Below are 17,587 nucleotides of genomic sequence, written 5' to 3'. Positions count from 1 at the left end.
TTGGTGGAGGTGCTTGGTGGAGGTGCTTGGTGGAGGTGCTTGGTGGAGGTGCTTGGTGGAGGTGCTTGGTGGAGGTGCTTGGTGGAGGTGCTTGGTGGAGGTGCTTGGTGGAGGTGCTTGGTGGAGGTGCTTGGTGGAGGCGCTTGGTGGAGGCGCTGCGACGAACTGTGCAGGTGCAAGATTCGTTGCCAGGCGGGGGCTGCCGAGTTTGTCGCTGGCTCTTCAAAATGGATCTACCACACTACCATACAAGTATGGTAGGATGTTGATGGAAGCCCGAAAGGAGTTTTGCTGCCATGTATACGAACGGACGCGCCCAGGAGCCTTCGGCCCGGGAGACGGTTTATGTCAAGCTGAGGGAGCAGATCTTGAACCTGGAGCTGGCGCCCGGTACCGCCCTGTCCGAGAAGGAATCCTCGCTCGTGCTCGGCGTCAGCCGGACGCCGGTGCGCGAGAGCTTCGTGCGCCTCGCCCAGGAAGGCCTCGTCCAGGTGCTGCCGCAGCGGGGGACGTTTGTCTCGCTGATCGATCCGGCGCTGGTGGAGGAAGCCCGGTTCATGCGCGAGCATCTGGAGCGGGCCGTCGTCAGGCTTGCCTGCGCGCATTTTCCCGATGGCCATCTGCATGCGCTGGAGGACAATCTGGCCCTGCAGCTGATGAGCATCGAGCGCGGGGACGACCGCCGGCTGTTCGAGCTGGACGAAGCTTACCACCGGATTCTGTTCGACGGCTGCGGGAAGCTCAATACGTGGCGCGCTATCGGGCAGATGAACGTCCATCTGAACCGCAGCCGGATGCTGCGGCTCGTCGCGGACCGTCAATGGCGGCATCTGTACGAGCAGCACGAGACGATCTTGCTGGCCGTCAAGGACGGCGATGCCGACCGGGCGGAGCGCGTCATGCAGGAGCATCTGCTGCTTAGCGTTCGCGATCTGGCGCATCTGATGGACAAGTATCCGCAATATTTCATAACGGGAGGAGACGGTAAACCATGAGAATGACGTTCCGCTGGTTCGGCACGGGCAACGACACGATCTCGCTCGCGCAGATCCGGCAGATTCCGGGCGTCGAGGGGATCGTCTGGTCGCTGCACGACATGCCCGCCGGAGAAGAATGGCCGATGGACAAGATTGTGGCCTTGAGAGACGAGGCGCATGCCGCAGGTCTCAATATTGACGTCGTTGAAAGCGTGAACATTCACGAGGACATCAAGCTGGGGCTCCCGAGCCGGGACACCTACATCGAGAACTACAAGCGCACGCTGGAGAAGCTGGGTCAGGTCGGCGTCAAGGTCGTCTGCTACAACTTCATGCCGGTGTTCGACTGGCTGCGGACAGAACTGCACAAGGAGATGGAAGACGGGTCCACCGCCCTGTTCTACGAAAAAAACCGGATCGACAACATCGATCCGTTCGAGCTGGTCCGCCAGATCAACGAAAACTCGGAGCTCACGATGCCGGGCTGGGAGCCGGAGCGGCTCGCGCATCTGACCTCCCTCTTCGAAGCCTACAAAAGCGTCACCCAAGAAGACCTCTGGGAAAATGTGCGCTACTTCCTGGACGAGGTCATTCCCGTCGCCGCCCGCTGCGGCATCAAAATGGCGATCCACCCGGACGATCCGCCGTGGCCGATCTTCGGACTCCCGCGCATCATGACGAGTCAGGACAACTTCCGCCGGTTTCTCGCGCTGCACGACAGCCCGTACAACGGCATCACGCTGTGCAGCGGCTCGCTCGGCGCCAATCCGGCCAACGATATCGTGTCCATGATCCATGAATTTGCGGACCGCATTCCGTTCGCGCATATTCGCAACGTGCGCGTGTACGAGAACGGCGACTTCATCGAGACTTCCCACCGGACGCAGGACGGGACCGTCGATATCGCCGGCATCGTCAAGGCGTACCACGACGTCGGCTTCACCGGTTATGCGCGGCCGGACCACGGACGCCACCTGTGGGGCGAAGTATGTCGTCCGGGCTACGGACTGTACGATCGCGCGCTCGGCATCATGTACTTGTGGGGACTGTGGGACGCGGCGGCACGGGCGGCGGCCGACACCAAGACGAAGGAGGCTGCCGTATGAGCGCGAATCTCCTCCCGATTCACGAATCGCTCGCAGGCCAAGTCGCCGTCATCACCGGCGGCTCCGGCGTCCTGTGCCGCGTGATGGCCAGGGAGCTCGGCCGGCAAGGCGTCAAGGTCGCCGTCCTGAACCGGACGGTCGACAAGGGCGAGCAGGTCGCCGCCGATATTCGTGCGGCCGGCGGCACGGCGATCGCCGTCGCCTGCGACGCGACGGATGCGGACAGCGTCCGCGCAGCCGAGGCCATCATCTCGCGGGACCTCGGTCCCTGCGATATCCTGATCAACGGCGCGGGCGGCAACCATCCGAGCGCCAACACGACGAGCGAGATTTTCCGGTCCGAGGATGTCGGACGAGAAGGCGCGACGACCTTTTTTGACCTGAGCGCTACCGGCTTCCGGGGCGTGCTGGATCTGAACTTCATGGGCACCGTCATTCCCTCCCAGATCTTCAGCCGCTCGATGGCCGAGCGGGGCAGCGGCGTCATCGTGAATATCTCCTCGATGAGCGCCCCGTCGCCGATGACCAAGGTGCCCGCCTACAGCGCGGCCAAAGCAGCCATCAACAACTGGACGCAGTGGCTGGCCGTGCATCTCGCCGAGTCGGGCATCCGCGTCAACGCACTCGCGCCCGGCTTCTTCCTGACCGAGCAGAACCGCGCCCTGCTCAAAAATGCGGACGGCTCGCTGACCGAGCGCTCCGGCAAAATCATCGCGCACACGCCGATGCGCAGGTTCGGCCAGCCGGAAGACCTGCTCGGCACGCTGCTCTGGCTCGTCGACGACACGGCTTCAGGCTTCGTGACCGGCGCCTTCATCCCGGTGGACGGCGGATTCATGGCGTACGCCGGCGTGTGATCTTCGGCTCGCTCATACGGGTCACAACCAATTGTTATGTACGAAAGGAATACGGCGGCATCCCGATTCGCCGCGCCGCCCGCTTGCGGCGGCGCAGCGGCTTGCCTTTTACTCATAGTGATGGCGCCTCAGCGCAAAATGCCCGATGACCGTGACGACGCCGTACAGCACCATCGAGAGCACCGCCAGCATCGCGATGCCGACCATGACCATGTCCATCTGGAACACCTGACCGCCGTAGACGATCATATAGCCGAGCCCGGCTTTGGACGACAGAAACTCGCCCATGATGACGCCGACGAGCGTCAGCCCGACATTGACCTTGAGCGTCGCGATCAGATTAGGCACGCTGGCGGGCAGCAGCACCATGCGGAGCATCTGAAGCTTGGAGGCGCCGAACGACTCCATCAGCTTCAGCTTGGACTTGGCAATCTCTCTGAAGCCGGACTCAATCATCATAATCGTGACGATAATCGAGATGGCGATCGCCATGCCGTATACCGAATAGCGGTCGCCGAGCCAGATGTAGAAGATCGGTCCGAGCGCCACCTTGGGCAGCGCATTCAGCACGACCATGTACGGCTCCAGCACCTTGGACGCGTAGGACGACCACCAGAGCAGCACCGCGACCGCCGCCCCGACGGACATCGACAGCGCCAGACCGATGACGGTCTCGAGCGTCGTGACCCAGGCGTGATGCCAGAGATGGCCTTCCAGCGCCAGGCTCCTGAAGGAAGTGACCAGCTGCGTGGGCCGGCTCGTCAACATGGCGTCGACCCACTTGCGATCGGCGGCCCACTGCCAGATGCCCAGAAATGCCGCGAGCACGGCCAGCCGCGTCAGCCATACGGCCAGCCGGATGCGCCGCTGCTTCGCCAGGTAGCGGGCGTATTGGGCAGTCGGCCCACTGCCCGATGCCCCTGTGTCAGGGGCCGGCCACCCGGGAGAATCGTTAGCCGACAGGTGCGACATGACCGCCCAGCTCCTTCCATATGGTGTTGAAGTACGCGTGGTAACGGCCGGCCTCGCGCTTCTGCCACGGCGAGAGCCCCTCCCCTTCATCGAAGCGGATATCGTGCACGCTTAATATCGTGCTCGGCCGCTTCGTCATGACCATCACGCGGTCGGCCATGCTGATCGCCTCGGAGATGTCGTGTGTCACGAGCACGGCCGTCTTGCCCTGATCCTTGATGATGCGATGAATCTCGTCCGCCAGCGTCAGCCGCGTCTGATAGTCGAGCGCGGAGAACGGCTCGTCGAGCAGCATGATGTCAGGCTCCGTCACCAGCGTCCGGATGAGCGCCACGCGTTGGCGCATGCCTCCGGACAGCTGTGTCGGATTGTGGCTGGCGAAGCCGCCGAGGCCATAACGCTCCAGCAGGTCAAGCGCCGTGCGCTTGGCCTGCTTCATATCCATGCGGCGAATCTCCGCGCCGACGAGCAGGTTGCTCAGCACGTCGCGCCACTCGAACAGGTGGTCGTGCTGGAGCATATACCCTACCTTGGGGGAGGTGCCGCGCACCTCCGCCCCGTCGATCAGCACCTTGCCCTTCGTCGGCTTCTGCATGCCCGAGACGAGGGACAGCAAGGTGCTTTTGCCGCACCCGCTCGGTCCGACGACGCTGATGAACTCCCCCTGCTCAATCGTCGCCCGGATGTCGCGCAGCGCCTCGGTTTCCTGCTTGGTCGTAAAGTAGCTGAGACCGACATCCCGCAGCTCGATTTGCGCCACCGGTTATCCCGCCTTTCCGATATTTTGCACGAAGCGCATGTCTGCGATCTCATTCATGTCGGCGACCTTGTCCGCGGACTTCAGCACGCCGTTCTCGATGAGGACGCTCTGCAGCTTGTCGAAGGCCGCGGCCGTCAGCTCCGGCATCGCCGGCCATGTGTCTTGATTTTTGTAGCGGTTGACCGAATCGACGATCCGCTCCTTGGGCGTGCCCTCAAAATAAGGCGCGAGCGCCTCGGCGATCTCCTCGTCGGAGGCTTGGGTCAGCCATTCGGTCGCTTTGGCGACGGCGTTGACGAAGCCCTGGATCACCTGCGGATTTTTGTCGATATAGTCAGAGGTCGCGACGAACGACGTCTCCGGGAAGTCGCCGTACGTCTCGCCGACAGAAGCGACGTAATAGGCTTTGCCCTGCGCGATGAGCGTGGAGGCGACCGGCTCGAACAGCTGGATATAGTCGCCCTGCCCGCTCGTGAAGGCGCCCGCCATCGCCGGCGCAGCGATGTTCGTGACGACGTTCGCTCCGTCCGCGCCCTTCTCCTTGAGCGTCGAAGCCATCACCATCTGCGGTGCGCTGCCGGGTCGCCAGCCGATGATCTTCTTGCCCTTGAGCGAGCCCCAATCGAAGGCGTCGGCCTTGTCGCGCGACAGCAGGAACGAGCCGTCCTTCATCGTCAGCTGGTAGAAAACTTTGAGTTTCTTGTCGCCCTTCTGATTGTAAATATAGATGGCGGTCTCCGGGCCGACGAGCGAGATGTCCGCGGTGCCCGCGATCAATGCGGCGGCGCCCTTGTCGGAGCCCTGCGCCGTATTCATGTCGAGCTTGATGCCTTCGTCCGCGAAGAAGCCCCGCGATATTGCGACGTAGTATGGCGCGTAGAAAATCGAGCGTATGACTTCGGAAAACTTGATCGTCACGAGCTCCTTCGGCGCGACCGTAGCGCCCGCTCCCGGCTCTGCCGACGGCGAAGACGATGCGGATGCGGATGCAGATGCGTCGGGCGACGCGCCGGCGGACGGACTGCCGCCGGCCGCCGGCCCGTTCGATTGGCCGCATGCTGCGGCAAAGACGAGCAGCAGGGCGACGATCAGCGCCGCGGCAGTTTTTTTCGGCTTGATCATTTTGTTTCCTCCCATCGATCCCTGTGGATGGCATGATTCGCTCCCGTATGCGGGAGGATATGTATTATATGCCGGGCGGGCGGGCTGCGCGACCTGCCATCGCGACGTCATGGCCGGCCCCTGGCGCGACGCCAAAAAACCGCCGGCCTCGACCGCGGCGTCTTCGGAGCGCATGACCGGGGTTGACGGAAGGACGGCTATTCGGTAAACTAAAATAGTTAACACGTATTAACTATTATTATGCGTAACATTAATAGGGATGAATCTTTTTTTTCGAAGGCGAGGTGGTAGAACTGGACAAGCAGGAGACGCTGTCATTGCTGTTCGCGAATCAGATGCTGACTGTCATCGCGAGCTACACCAAGCTGCTGGAGAGCAACATGCCAGCGCCGCAATATTACATGCTGCAGACGCTCGCCTCGGAGGAGAAGATGACGGTTTCCCAGTTTGCGAACCTGCTGAACGTATCGCTGCCGGCGGTGACGAATCTGAGCGGCAAGCTGGTCCGCAAAGGCTTCGTGGAGCGAGTCGTGTCGGAGGCGGATCGCAGACAGGTATTTCTGAAAATTACGGATGCCGGACGCGACTTCGAGAAACGCATGGTGGAGAAATACAAGGAGCTGACGAGCGGCTTGTGGGACGGCTTTTCGGAAGCGGAATTGGATCTGCTCATCGCGTCTTATCGCAAAATGTCGGCGCATCTGCAAACGAAAATATAACGTGCAAGGATATAAAAATACACTCGGGAGGTTACGATCATGGGAAGACTCGATCATAAGGTAGCAATCATCACGGGCGCGGCAGGCGGCATGGGCAAAGCGGATGCGCTTCTGTTCTCCCAGGAAGGCGCCAAGGTCGCGATAACCGATCTTCAAGAGGAAAAGCTGCAAGCGGTCGTCAAGGAAATCGAGGACGCCGGCGGCACGGCGATCGGCTTCAAGCACAACGTCGCCTCCGAGGAAGACTGGATTCGCATCGTCAAGGAAGTGAAGGACAAGTTCGGCAAGATCGACATACTGGTCAACAATGCGGGCATCTCCAACGCGACGCCGTTCCTGGAGATGACGGCCGAGAGCTGGGACAAGACAATGTCGATCAACGTATCGAGCGTCTTCTACGGCCAGAAGCATGTCATCCCGCACATGATCGAAGCCGGCGGCGGCTCCATCGTCAACATCTCTTCGATCGCCGGCCTGACCGGCGGCAGCGGTTCGGGGCCATATACGGCGAGCAAGGGCGCCGTGCGCATGCTCACCAAGGCGACAGCCGTCGATTACGCGCCTTATGGCATCAGAGCGAACTCCGTCCACCCGGGCTACATCGAGACGCCGATGACGGCCGGCATTTTCAACGACGAACGCATGACGCAGTGGGCGCTCTCGCAGACGCCGCTGCAGCGGCTCGGCAAACCCGAGGACATCGCGCGTGGCGTCCTGTTCCTGGCTTCGGACGAGTCGTCCTACATTACGGGCGTCGAGCTGCCGATCGACGGCGGCTACTACGCCAAGTAAAGCTTGCCCGCGCGGCGGCCAGCTTGCGTCCTCAAAAAAAACATCCTGCGGGCGCCTTATGCGCCTGCGGGATGTTTTTTTGCCTGTTGCTGCTGATTCTTACTTCACCTTCACGCGCAGCTGCGTACCGGACGCTCCGGCGCCGCTGCGTCCCGACCCTTTTTCGATGCCTGCGGCTTTTTTGACCGAGTCGGTCACGGTCTGGATGACCTCGCCGACGTCATGTACGGACTCGAACAACGGATCGATCGTCTGGATCTTGCCTTTGACGTCTCGCGTTACCTGATTGGCATTCCGGATGAGCTGGGAAGCCTCCTGCGTCAGGCCGTGGACGGCATTCCGCACCTCGGCGAGCGTCTTGTTCGTCTCGCCCAGGGTCGTCATCCCTCTGCGAAGGGTCAGGATCAGATAGACAGCCAGTCCTGCAAAAGCGATCGCGGCGACCGCGACGCTGATTTGTATCACCAAGCCAACACCCCCTCTCCTCTTCCACTGTATGTCCAAGCCGGGCGGGACATTCCTTCAGACTTCGCGCGAGGAAGCCTGCCGACGCTTCGCAACATTCCCGCCCAACTGCTTGTGGCGCCGCAGCAGCAAGAGATTGTGGACAATATAATAAGCGAACATGACCAGCATCAATCCGGACGTCCAGGAGCCGCTCAAGCTTTTCAGCTGCCCGGCCATGTTCGCTTGTCCCGCACCGTCGAATTGGCTCCACGCGTAGACCCGGAAGGCAAGCCGCGCCAAAAAGAGTACGGTGACGGCGCCTCCGATCCAGGGGCTGGATCGGTAAAGCCACTGGCCGCCCCGGTGCTCGAACCGCGTCCGGGATGCACCGTAGCCCGCCAGCGCCGCGCCGAGCCCGATTCCGATCACATTCGACGCGAGACTCGCCGCGCTGAATATCCCTTCCATAAAAAACAAGATGCCGAGCACGCCAAGTAGCGCCGTGGCGACCTGCAATTTCGTGCGCTTGAACGTCTGCCAGACGAATATCCGCCGCATGCGCAAGTAAATCCGGTACACAATAAAAAGGCCTACGAGTACGATAATAATCGAACCTTTCACTTTATTTCCCCCATTCTTATTCGTTCGTTCGTTCGTCCGATGCATCCCATAATACGCCGCCAAGCGCAGCGCAAGCGACCATCCGCGGATAGAACCCGGCGTCCGCTCTCTATATCCGTGGATAGATATTCGAACGAAGACGGCGTCGCCGATTGTATTCGGCTTGCGTGCCGGACTAAAATAGGGGGAGAAACGGAGGGGGCGCAATGGAAAGCGGCTTTTATCGAAAATTGCTCGCGAGCGCGGCGGTCTTTTTTCTCCTCGTCGATATTCACCGCGTACTTGAACTCCCCGCCTCCCGGCTCGTCCTTTATTTAACGATATGGTTGACCTTTACAGCCGCCATGTTCGTGCCGAAGCGACGATGGACACCGACGCGCGGCGCGGTCGCCTCCGGCCTTGTCGTCGCCCAGTGCGCGGTCGGCCTCATATGGCAGCACGAGACGAGGCTGTGGTACGTTCTCGCGCTTCTCTTATTTGTCATCGCGCTGAGACTGTCCCTCGCCAGAAGCCAGACGCAGGCGATCGCCGTTCTGTTCGTGACCGCCGCGCTTTACAATCGTTTCGGACATGCGGACCTCTTCAGCCTGCTGTCTTTTGCGTTGCTCGCGGTCGTCCTGTATTTGTTTGTACGCAGCCGTACGCAGCGCAATGAAGCCTTCGGGCAGATCAAACGTCATCTGGCGGAGCTCCAGGAGGCCTACGAACGGCTGCAGGAGGCGTCCGCCGCCAACATGCGATTCGCGATCATGGAAGAACGAACGCGAATCGCCCGCGACATTCACGACGCCGTCGGCCACAGTCTGACTTCGCTTATCGTGCAGATGCAGGCGTTGCGATATATGATGAAGGACGATCCGGCTCAGGCCGATCGGTCGGTCGACGGCATGCTGGATGTGGCGCGCCGGGGATTGCGGGACATCCGCACCTCTGTGCATGCGCTGGCCGGGGACCGGACCGAACCGAGAATCGCGGCGCTGAGATCGCTGCTGTCGCGGATGGAGGATTCGACCGCCGTCGCCTGCCGGTTCGATACCCGGCTCCGCGACGAGGAGATCCGGTCCGACGCGTTCGAGGCGCTCTACCGGGTGCTGCAGGAGTCGATCACGAACACGCTCCGGCATTCCGGCGCCACGCTGCTTCAAGTCGAGCTTCGCGAGGAGACGGGCCGGATTGTCATGCGCGTACGGGACAACGGACAGTTGGATCCGGGCGCGCCAATCGACGAAGGCTTCGGCCTGCGGACGATGAAGGCCCGGCTGGAGGAGATGGGCGGCAGTCTCCGGTATGGCGGAGCCAAGCCGAGCGGATTCGAGCTTGTGGCCGTCGTGCCGAACGAAGAAGCATACGAGCCTGCGGACGCGGGAGGAGAGCAATAACGATGGTGCACGATACAAAAATCAAGGTGCTGCTCGCCGACGATCAGGCGATGATCCGGCAGGGCTTCGGTTATGTCATCGGCCTGCAGGACGATATGGCGCTGGCGGGAGAAGCCGCCGATGGCGAGGAGGCCGTCCGTCAGGCGGAGCGGCTTCGTCCGGATGTCGTTCTGATGGATGTGCGCATGCCCGGCATGACCGGTATCGAGGCCACGCGCGAGGTCCTGCGGCATCTGCCGGGTACCAAGATTGTTATTCTGACCACGTTCGACGATGAGGAATATATTTACCAAGGCATCCGCGCGGGAGCCGTCGGATATTTGCTGAAGGATGCCGATGTGGAGGATCTGCTCGAAGCGGTTCGATCCGCCTATCGCGGCGAAGCTGTGTACAAGACGGCGCTGGCCGTGAACGCGCTTCAACGGATGGCCGTCTCCGGCGCTCCATCTTCGGCTCCGGCCGAAGTGAACGCGCGTCTGACAGATCCGCTGACGGAGCGTGAGCGCGAGATTCTCCAGGAGATGGCCTACGGCCTTCGCAACGACCAGATCGCCCGCAAGCTGTTCATCGCCGAGGGAACCGTCAAGTCGCATGTGCACCGCATCTTGCAGAAGCTCGGCTCCGAAGACAGGACGCAGGCGGTCGTCGCCGCGCTGCGCAGCGGCTTGGTGGAATAAGCAGGGCATGGTTCGCCATCTTGAACGGCGCCTGCGACAAAGTCGACTTTACAAACCGCCGGCGGGTGTGTTAAGTTGTTTCTATAAATTTAGAAATAACGATACTAGGCGGTGAGAAGCCATGGTCGAGGACAACGAGGAAGTCAGACAAGCGGTGAAAGTATACAAAGCACTCGGCGAACCGACCCGGATCAAGATCGCGATGCTGCTCACGGAGGAAACGAATCTCTGCTGCTCCGACATCAGCAGCAAGCTCGAATCCGTCGCCGGCTCCACGCTGTCGCATCATCTGAAGCAGCTCACGGAGAGCGGACTGCTCAAGATGCGCAAGGACGGCACGTACATTTTTTACAGCGTCAACAAGGACGTCGCCCGCAAGTATGCGCCTTACCTGTTGGAATAGCCTGCTATTTCACCTGCTTAGGCGCTTTTTCACACCTCATATTTCTATTTTTTTAGAAATATAAAAACAGGCATAAAGGAGTCGGAGAAAATGAACCATGCATGGAAAATTTACATGTTGGCTATCGTCAGCTTTCTGGTCGGCACGTCCGAGTTCATCATCGCGGGCATTCTGGACAAGGTCGCCGCGGACATCGGCGTATCGCTCGCTGCCGCGGGCCAGCTCATCACCGTCTATTCGCTGGCCTATGCCTTCGGCACGCCCTTCCTGATGGCCGCTGCCGCCAAGGTCGACCGCAAGCGGCTCATGATATACGCGCTCGCCGTCTTCGTCGTCGGCAACTTTGCCGCGCTTGCGTTTAGCGGTTACGGCTTCCTCATCGGCTCGCGCATCATATTAGCCCTGAGCAGCGGGGTGTTCGTCGTGACGGCGCTCACTGTCGCCGCCAAGCTCGCGCCGCCGGAGAAGCAGGGCAGCGCCATCGCCACGCTCGTGATGGGCTTCAGCACCGCGCTGATCGTCGGCGTCCCGCTCGGCCGCCTTATCTCATCCGTCTATAACTGGCAGACGGTATTCGGCGCCATCGGCCTGCTCGGTCTGCTGGGCATCGCTCTCGTCGCCTACACGGTGCCGAGAACGGAGAGCGAGCGTCCGGTTCCGCTGCGCGACCAGGTACGGCTGCTGGCCAATCCGAGGATCGCCGTCGCGCTGCTCATCACGTTGTTCTGGATCGGCGGCTACTCCATTACTTACACGTACATCTCCCCGTTTCTGCTTGACATTACGGGCCTTAGCGAACGCGGTGTGAGCATCGGACTGTTCGCCCTCGGCGTCGCCAGCCTGATCGGCTCCAAGCTCGGGGGCTTCAGCACCGACAAATGGGGCTACCGCCGGACGCTCGTAGGCGGCATGACGCTGCACGCCATCATCCTCGTGCTCATCTCGCTGCTCGCCCATTCGCCTGCCTTCGTCGTCCCGTTGCTCATGCTCTGGGCGTTCGCGGCCTGGTCCTCGGGGCCGACGCAGCAGTATCACCTCATCTCGCTCGCACCCGAAGCTTCCAGCATCATGCTGAGCTTGAACAGCTCTGTCCTGCAGCTCGCCATGGCCGCCGGAGCCGGCATCGGCGGGGTCATCGTCGAGCAATCCTCGCTCGCGGCCACCAGCTGGATCGGAGCCGCCGGCGTCGCCGCGGCGGCGCTGATCGCGGCGTCCGCATTCGGGTATTTCCGCCCGGCCTCCGCGGCTATCCGCCGTAAGGAAGCGGAACTGGCAGCGAAGCTCGGCGCGCAGGATTTGAGCTGATACGCGGAGAAGCCGCGGCCTTGGGGCCGCGGCTTCTTGCTACTTCCATTCCGTCACCCGAAACCGGGTCAGCAGAGCGGCAGCCCGGTCGACAGCAAACCCGATGCGCCGAGCTGCTGCCGGGCGCGCAGCCTCCGGCTGCTCCACAAGCTCGCCGTTTGCCCACACCTGCAGCCGGCCTCCCGCCTGCCGTAAATAGACGGAGAGCGTGCGCCCCGCCGTTCGCTCGACCGCGATCTCCTCCCCAAGTCCCGGAATCGCGACGAGCAGCTTGCCTCCCCCGCCGTCCTGCACGAACGAGATGTCCAGCTCCGCGAGATACGCTTCGGGCAGCGGCCCCATATAAGTCGCTTCCGCGCGGCCGCCGAGCGAAGCCAGGAGCAGCCCGCGCATCGGATCGACCGTACCGTTACCCGAGCATGCGAACCTGCCGGCGAGCGAAGCCGCCGAACGGAAGTCTGTCTCGTAATGACACGTGGCCGTGATTCCGGCGAAGTCTGCACCGGTATAATGCGTGACCATCGCGATCTGCCCTGCTCTCGCATCGGGCAACGCGCCGTCGAAGACCGGGAGATCGTCCAGCAAGATCGTCCAGCGGCGCCCGCTTTTCCCGACATTCCAGCGGTGGTAGACGGCCGGCTCGAACTCGGCATCCAGCTTGATTGTCGCGCATACGCTTCGGATGCCGTCATGCATGGCCGCCACGACCGCTTCCTTGCGGCCGACTTCGACGAGCGCCTCTACGTACGAACGCCCGTCCTCGCCGCCCGCGAATCGAAAGCCGAATCGGCCGCCGGGCATCTGAGCGCGCCAGCGTGCCGACCCTTCAAACAAAAAATCGTCCCAAATGCCGGACATCCACGCTTCCGCCGTGCCGCGGGCATCCGACTGCATGCCAAATCCTGCCCGGGACGTCCATTGCCCCGTGGCCACTTCCCATCGCCCAGTATCGGCCAGATCGCCATTCTCCGCGAATAGTTCGCGAAATACGGGCATCCCCGGCGCGTCCTGGTCATCGGCGGTCGGTCCCGGCACCCACAGCCGCTCTCCCTGCCAGAGCAATGGATCGATCCGCAGCTGCCGCCTTTCTCCTGTATCGGCCTCATTGTATACAATCTCACGCCCGTGATACACGATCCAGCTGTCTGCCAGATTGGGCGCCACAGCGACCGAATGATGACCCGTGCCCTCGACGGCATCGCTCTTGCGCAGCAGCGGCGCGTATACGTCGCTGGCCGGCCATTTGGACCAGGCGAGCGCTCCGATCGGTCCGTCTCCTCTCGACATCGCGTAACCGACAAAGTAGTGCTCGCGCTCGAAGCTGTTGCCGCTGTACATTAAGTAGCGCGCGTCCCCGCGTCTAAGATAAAAAGCGCCTTCGATCGTATGCCAATTCCGGCCGTCGCCGAACCGGTCCGGTCCGGATATCTCCTCGTCCAGCGTCGGACCAAAGACGAGCGCCGGTTGGCCAGCCGGCGTCGTCATATCGAGCAGCCGGTCGACCAGGATGACGGTTCCCGGCCGCTCTTCGTCGGCGCCCGCATAATCGTCCACCGAATAGAACAGATACCACCAGCCATTCGCATCCTGCACGACATGCGCGTCGATGGAGAAGCGCTCGAACAGCGTCCTGACCGGTTCGAACGGGCCGAGCGGATGATTGGAGACGGCAACCTTCAGCCATTGGAAATGCTCCGCAGTCATCCCCGATGAATAATACATGTAAAAAAGTCCGTTGCGGTAAACGACGCATGGCGCCCAATACCCTTTCTCCGGCTGCATCAGCGCGAAGCCCTTGTTCTCCCAACTGACGAGGTCCGTCGAATGCAGGACGGGCACGCCATCGTGAGCGGTCGGATAACAATAATATTCGCCGTTGAATTTGAATACGTACGGATCGGGATTAGGCGGAGGGGCAGCATTGACGCTAGAATTGACGGCGGGATCCCCGCCCGAGATCTCCAGCGGATTGCGGTAAGTTCTCGCTCGGAGGGCGGACCACTTGTTCGCATGCACGGCGCTCATACCCCTTTGGATTCATGTCCAATCGCTGGCTATCCGCGTATACTTCACCACCGGGCGCTCGTTCTCCTGCCGGACGCCGTTTAATTCGCAGCAATCCCGGCGTTCCAAAACCGAGGCACCGAGCCGTTCGCACGCATAAAAGCCGGGACCTCAGGCCCCGGCTTTTAATGCGCTCGCGCAAGCTGCCTAAGCAGCTTCACGCCGAGTATTCGATGTGCTGAACAGCCCCTCGTTTTCCACCACCGGATTGCACGAACGCTCGAGCTCCGCTTTTTCCTTGCTCACAGTCTCGGAGACCTGCTTCTTGTCCTGCACGACCCGCTTGCCGATCGAGATCTCCTCGGTGACGACCGGACGCTTGGTCACTTCGACGCGCTCCTCGCTCACCGGAATCCGGATCGTCTCGTCCTTGCCGATCGCCGCGCCATCCGCCGCACGAACCGGATCGTCGCGCCGCTCGCCTTCGAGATTGGCATAGGTATCCGCATTCAGCGAACCGAAGCGGTGGAAAATGTCGTACACACGGCCCTTGCGCGCCGCCCCCGCATCGACGATGACCAGCAGCTTGTGGTCGTTCACGTACTCATTGTAGCGTTCGGCCTCCTCCTTCGGAATGCCGAGGCCAATCAATCCGCCGACGAGGCCTCCTGCGCCAGCCCCGACTGCCGCTCCCGAGATGGTCTTAATTGCCCCCCATTTCCTCCTGCTCTTTTCTGAGTTTATCTCTCTTCAACGCCGCTTCAACCGGATCGTTCCAATTTGGAATTTTGCTGTTAATCTGCAACAAAATCGCGATGATGACCAGTAACAAAACTGCAATAAAAATCTCCATTCCGTCCCTCCTCCATTTAATCGATAGCGTGCCTGGCTCACTTACTCAGGATCAATTCAATCATTCGGATCTTCTCGTTGTCTTGTTTGTTTTTTTTGGTTTTTCTATAACCGTCGGCAGATGAACGTTTATATACGGAGTAATATTGCTCAAGATTTAACAATTTATATTCGATCCCATCGGCCTTGTAGTCGCGTATTGAACCCACGTCAATGTCAGCGAACGCTCCCAACTCTTCTATTTTGGCAAAGGCCACATGCATTGTTTCCGCAACAAATTCGTGCTCCGATAGATCGATTAATCGATACCCCAAGTCATTCATTATTTTTTCGATCTCTCCAAATCGGCTTTCGATAAATGGTTGTGGGATCAGAATGTCAATATCAGAAGGGTTAAGCGCTAAATTGGCGACCTGCTCCAAGCCTAACGATCCATACAGTAACGGCTTAATTTTCAACTCGTGATTCAGTCGTTCGGCTATGCGCATAAATGCCATAAACATTGAAGAGTTCATATTGTTCGCCCTTTCAACGGTCTCAACTGCTATATGCTTTTCGAAAAAAACACTTCTCCGATTCCTCCAGGGTTAAGTCCGTTTATGATTCCGCATTCCTTAAAGCCCATATGTCTATGCCATTTTTGCGGTTCTGCCTCGTCCACCTGCGAGGAACTATACAACGAGCTATGTTTTTGTTGCTTCAAATAACGCTCCAAACATTTTAACAGCGCCTTCCCAATTCCCTGATTTCTGTAATCTGGCTGTACGATGATCAGACCGATATATGGATACTTTGACCATAGATATTCCAAGCGCAAATAACCAATCAATTCATTTTCAGCTTCAGCGATGACAATCTCCTTATTTTTCAATTTCCATTTCATTTGATGGCTCGGTATGGACGGATCGCCTTGAGCAAGCAACTCGTAATCGTCTTCATGGCCGAAACGAACGTTAAATGTCACAGGTCATTCTCCTGTTCTCTTTTATTCATTCCTCAATCCCTGAATCGGTCGGGGCGACACGGAACGCAAATAATCCTTTACTTGCTTTCTCGTTTTGAGGATTATAATTTGTTTTTGATGATGCAAAATCTGCAATTTCCCCATCACTCTTGCTCTGGTTCTTTTCTTGTAATTCCAAACCCAGTTAAAAAATGCCCAATCCAACTTCTCAGGGCATTCTTCATGCAAATCGGGGCGTGTTTTCCCGTGATATTTAATTCTTCGCTCCACAATCCGGTACATACACAACCACCGGGACATATCTAAAAATATAACGGTGTCCGCCCGCTGCAGTCTTAAATCCAAGGTTCTCGAATAATTGCCATCCATAATCCACTGTTCCCGTTCGGCAGCTTCAATGACAAATCGGTCCCATTCCTCATCCGGAGTGGGAACCCAATGGGGCTGCCAGTAATGTCTATCCAAATGGATGATCGGAAGATTCAATTGTTCGCTGAGCTGCCGGGAGAGTGTAGACTTGCCCGCTCCAGCCGAGCCGATGACGAGTATGCGATTCATAATAGTTCTCCCGGATGCCTGTTTTTCTCATAATACACAATCGTCATTCTACGATTAATCTCTCTGCTCGCTCCTGTTTGTCTATAACCCAGCTTTTCATAAAGGTAGCAATTCCCTTGCTCCTGCAATATGGTATCAAGTTCCCACTTGATTGCATCGCTGTATATCTCTTCTATCATCGAAAATACTTTCTGTGCAATCCCTTTGCCTTGGTGCTCGGGTAAAATAAATATTGGACTGACGCGATATTCCTTATTTTGTTTTTTTACGATCCGTATTGCACCTGCCGCCTTTCCGAGATAATTTATAATGTAATAATCCGTAAAGGGCTGATTTAAGCGAGTCATGATCTGATCGATAGGCTCATTAGCCGGACTTGTCTCATGATCACGATATTTATCCAGCAACGGCCTGAACGCTTTTAATTGCATCTCATGGATGACAGCCGCTTCAGTTAAATTGGCTTTTAACAAAGCAACCTCCACGAAGACCACTCCCATTATTGAAGATTATATCGTTCCAACGCTCCTACAACGAATTGTGTTTTCCCCTCTGTATAAGCTTGGCGATTATATTTATATTGGGTTGCAAGCTTTTTTTTAAGCATTGCGTATTCATTTGCAAGTTTCGGATTGCGTCTTAACAAATCTCTAAATCGGATATGTTTTGTATACGCCTCACTTTCATTGTTGCATACATACAGATGATGTTCTTGCTTCAATTGATTTGATTGATCATAAGGAACTCTGCCATCGATTCTTCCAAATGCTTCACGACCCTCAATTCCTAAATTGCCTTCATGGTAATATCCTAACTCACTCAATTTATCGATAATCTCGGACAAATTAGTCATAGAGTCTACTACGATATCCAGATCGATGATGGGTTTAGCCGCTAAACCGGGAACAGAGGTGCTTCCGACATGCTCGATATCGATAATCAAACCGCCCAAGTGGGCCTTCAATATCGTCGCTAGTCCATTAAAAATAATTGGCCAATTATAATTGTGTTCTTCAATGACGACTGGCTTGTTACTCATCTTAATTCTCCCCACAACAAAAAATTCAGATTT

At 58.5% G+C, this 17,587-nt stretch carries 22 protein-coding genes; 9 read left to right on the top strand and 13 right to left on the bottom strand.

Annotated features, from left to right (window positions below; translation table 11 throughout):
• Nucleotides 1-296 precede the first annotated feature (296 nt).
• Genes VQ071_RS20720 through VQ071_RS20710 form a run of 3 tightly spaced genes read left to right on the top strand, consistent with a single transcriptional unit; the run spans nucleotide 297 to nucleotide 2,940 of the window.
• Nucleotides 297-995: a GntR family transcriptional regulator gene (locus VQ071_RS20720; protein ID WP_340516109.1), complete on the top strand. Its 699-nt coding sequence runs from the start codon at nucleotides 297-299 to the stop codon at nucleotides 993-995.
• On the top strand, nucleotides 992-2,083 hold the full coding sequence (uxuA, locus tag VQ071_RS20715; RefSeq protein WP_340516108.1) for a mannonate dehydratase: 1,092 nt from the start codon (nucleotides 992-994) through the stop codon (nucleotides 2,081-2,083). The genes VQ071_RS20720 and uxuA overlap by 4 nt, the downstream gene beginning before the upstream one ends.
• Nucleotides 2,080-2,940, top strand: a complete 861-nt coding sequence (locus tag VQ071_RS20710) for an SDR family oxidoreductase (protein ID WP_340516106.1) — start codon at nucleotides 2,080-2,082, stop codon at nucleotides 2,938-2,940. Before uxuA ends, VQ071_RS20710 begins: the two co-directional genes overlap by 4 nt.
• Nucleotides 2,941-3,048: 108 nt before the next feature.
• On the opposite strand, the gene VQ071_RS20705 is transcribed toward VQ071_RS20710, so the two are convergent.
• The 3 genes from VQ071_RS20705 to VQ071_RS20695 are packed head-to-tail and all read right to left on the bottom strand — an operon-like array spanning nucleotide 3,049 to nucleotide 5,794.
• Nucleotides 3,049-3,912: an ABC transporter permease gene (locus VQ071_RS20705; RefSeq protein WP_340516105.1), complete on the bottom strand. Its 864-nt coding sequence runs from the start codon at nucleotides 3,910-3,912 to the stop codon at nucleotides 3,049-3,051.
• A complete protein-coding gene (locus tag VQ071_RS20700) occupies nucleotides 3,893-4,672 on the bottom strand; it encodes an ABC transporter ATP-binding protein (protein ID WP_340516104.1) in 780 nt (259 codons plus the stop codon). Before VQ071_RS20700 ends, VQ071_RS20705 begins: the two co-directional genes overlap by 20 nt.
• 3 nt (nucleotides 4,673-4,675) lie before the next feature.
• Nucleotides 4,676-5,794, bottom strand: coding sequence for an ABC transporter substrate-binding protein (locus VQ071_RS20695; protein WP_340516102.1), 1,119 nt, complete (start codon nucleotides 5,792-5,794; stop codon nucleotides 4,676-4,678).
• Between the two features lie 284 nt (nucleotides 5,795-6,078).
• On the opposite strand from VQ071_RS20695, the gene VQ071_RS20690 reads away from it, so the two are divergent.
• Nucleotides 6,079-6,513, top strand: a complete 435-nt coding sequence (locus tag VQ071_RS20690; RefSeq protein ID WP_340516101.1) for a MarR family winged helix-turn-helix transcriptional regulator — start codon at nucleotides 6,079-6,081, stop codon at nucleotides 6,511-6,513.
• 39 nt (nucleotides 6,514-6,552) lie between these two features.
• Nucleotides 6,553-7,305 (top strand): SDR family NAD(P)-dependent oxidoreductase, encoded by a 753-nt coding sequence (locus VQ071_RS20685; protein WP_340516099.1) that lies wholly within the window; start codon nucleotides 6,553-6,555, stop codon nucleotides 7,303-7,305.
• A gap of 99 nt (nucleotides 7,306-7,404) precedes the next feature.
• On the opposite strand, the gene VQ071_RS20680 is transcribed toward VQ071_RS20685, so the two are convergent.
• Both VQ071_RS20680 and VQ071_RS20675 read right to left on the bottom strand, forming a co-directional pair.
• Nucleotides 7,405-7,770 (bottom strand): DUF948 domain-containing protein, encoded by a 366-nt coding sequence (locus VQ071_RS20680; protein ID WP_340516126.1) that lies wholly within the window; start codon nucleotides 7,768-7,770, stop codon nucleotides 7,405-7,407.
• Between the two features lie 57 nt (nucleotides 7,771-7,827).
• Nucleotides 7,828-8,373, bottom strand: a complete 546-nt coding sequence (locus VQ071_RS20675; RefSeq protein WP_340516097.1) for a hypothetical protein — start codon at nucleotides 8,371-8,373, stop codon at nucleotides 7,828-7,830.
• Nucleotides 8,374-8,579: 206 nt separating this feature from the next.
• Here VQ071_RS20675 and VQ071_RS20670 point away from each other — a divergent pair, with 206 nt between their 5' ends.
• The 4 genes from VQ071_RS20670 to VQ071_RS20655 all read left to right on the top strand — a co-directional run bounded on the left by VQ071_RS20670 (nucleotide 8,580) and on the right by VQ071_RS20655 (nucleotide 12,137).
• Nucleotides 8,580-9,752 (top strand): sensor histidine kinase, encoded by a 1,173-nt coding sequence (locus tag VQ071_RS20670; protein WP_340516095.1) that lies wholly within the window; start codon nucleotides 8,580-8,582, stop codon nucleotides 9,750-9,752.
• A gap of 5 nt (nucleotides 9,753-9,757) precedes the next feature.
• Complete coding sequence (locus tag VQ071_RS20665) at nucleotides 9,758-10,429, top strand: response regulator transcription factor (protein ID WP_340516125.1); 672 nt, start codon at nucleotides 9,758-9,760, stop codon at nucleotides 10,427-10,429.
• A 121-nt stretch (nucleotides 10,430-10,550) separates the two neighbouring features.
• Nucleotides 10,551-10,832, top strand: a complete 282-nt coding sequence (locus tag VQ071_RS20660) for an ArsR/SmtB family transcription factor (protein WP_340516094.1) — start codon at nucleotides 10,551-10,553, stop codon at nucleotides 10,830-10,832.
• Between the two features lie 90 nt (nucleotides 10,833-10,922).
• Nucleotides 10,923-12,137: an MFS transporter gene (locus VQ071_RS20655; protein WP_340516093.1), complete on the top strand. Its 1,215-nt coding sequence runs from the start codon at nucleotides 10,923-10,925 to the stop codon at nucleotides 12,135-12,137.
• 39 nt (nucleotides 12,138-12,176) lie between these two features.
• On the opposite strand, the gene VQ071_RS20650 is transcribed toward VQ071_RS20655, so the two are convergent.
• From VQ071_RS20650 to VQ071_RS20615, 8 genes are all read right to left on the bottom strand, one after another.
• Nucleotides 12,177-14,153, bottom strand: a complete 1,977-nt coding sequence (locus tag VQ071_RS20650; RefSeq protein WP_340516092.1) for a glycoside hydrolase family 43 protein — start codon at nucleotides 14,151-14,153, stop codon at nucleotides 12,177-12,179.
• A 195-nt stretch (nucleotides 14,154-14,348) separates the two neighbouring features.
• Nucleotides 14,349-14,792, bottom strand: coding sequence for a YsnF/AvaK domain-containing protein (locus VQ071_RS20645; protein ID WP_340516091.1), 444 nt, complete (start codon nucleotides 14,790-14,792; stop codon nucleotides 14,349-14,351).
• A 52-nt stretch (nucleotides 14,793-14,844) separates the two neighbouring features.
• The gene (locus VQ071_RS20640) at nucleotides 14,845-14,994 is read right to left on the bottom strand and encodes a hypothetical protein (protein WP_340516090.1); all 150 of its coding nucleotides are present in this window, start codon (nucleotides 14,992-14,994) and stop codon (nucleotides 14,845-14,847) included.
• A gap of 37 nt (nucleotides 14,995-15,031) precedes the next feature.
• A complete protein-coding gene (locus tag VQ071_RS20635; protein WP_340516089.1) occupies nucleotides 15,032-15,508 on the bottom strand; it encodes a hypothetical protein in 477 nt (158 codons plus the stop codon).
• Nucleotides 15,509-15,537: 29 nt separating this feature from the next.
• On the bottom strand, nucleotides 15,538-15,957 hold the full coding sequence (locus tag VQ071_RS20630) for a GNAT family N-acetyltransferase (protein ID WP_340516088.1): 420 nt from the start codon (nucleotides 15,955-15,957) through the stop codon (nucleotides 15,538-15,540).
• 21 nt (nucleotides 15,958-15,978) lie between these two features.
• The gene (locus tag VQ071_RS20625) at nucleotides 15,979-16,515 is read right to left on the bottom strand and encodes a DNA topology modulation protein (protein WP_340516087.1); all 537 of its coding nucleotides are present in this window, start codon (nucleotides 16,513-16,515) and stop codon (nucleotides 15,979-15,981) included.
• Nucleotides 16,512-17,000: a GNAT family N-acetyltransferase gene (locus tag VQ071_RS20620; RefSeq protein WP_340516084.1), complete on the bottom strand. Its 489-nt coding sequence runs from the start codon at nucleotides 16,998-17,000 to the stop codon at nucleotides 16,512-16,514. The genes VQ071_RS20625 and VQ071_RS20620 overlap by 4 nt, the downstream gene beginning before the upstream one ends.
• A gap of 14 nt (nucleotides 17,001-17,014) precedes the next feature.
• Nucleotides 17,015-17,554, bottom strand: a complete 540-nt coding sequence (locus tag VQ071_RS20615) for a GrpB family protein (protein ID WP_340516083.1) — start codon at nucleotides 17,552-17,554, stop codon at nucleotides 17,015-17,017.
• Nucleotides 17,555-17,587: the final 33 nt, after the last annotated feature.

The organism is Cohnella sp. 56 (assembly GCF_037963805.1).
Lineage (GTDB): Bacteria > Bacillota > Bacilli > Paenibacillales > Paenibacillaceae > Cohnella.
The sequence above is the reverse complement of the archived record's forward strand: the minus strand, read 5'-3'. Positions and strand labels throughout refer to the sequence as shown.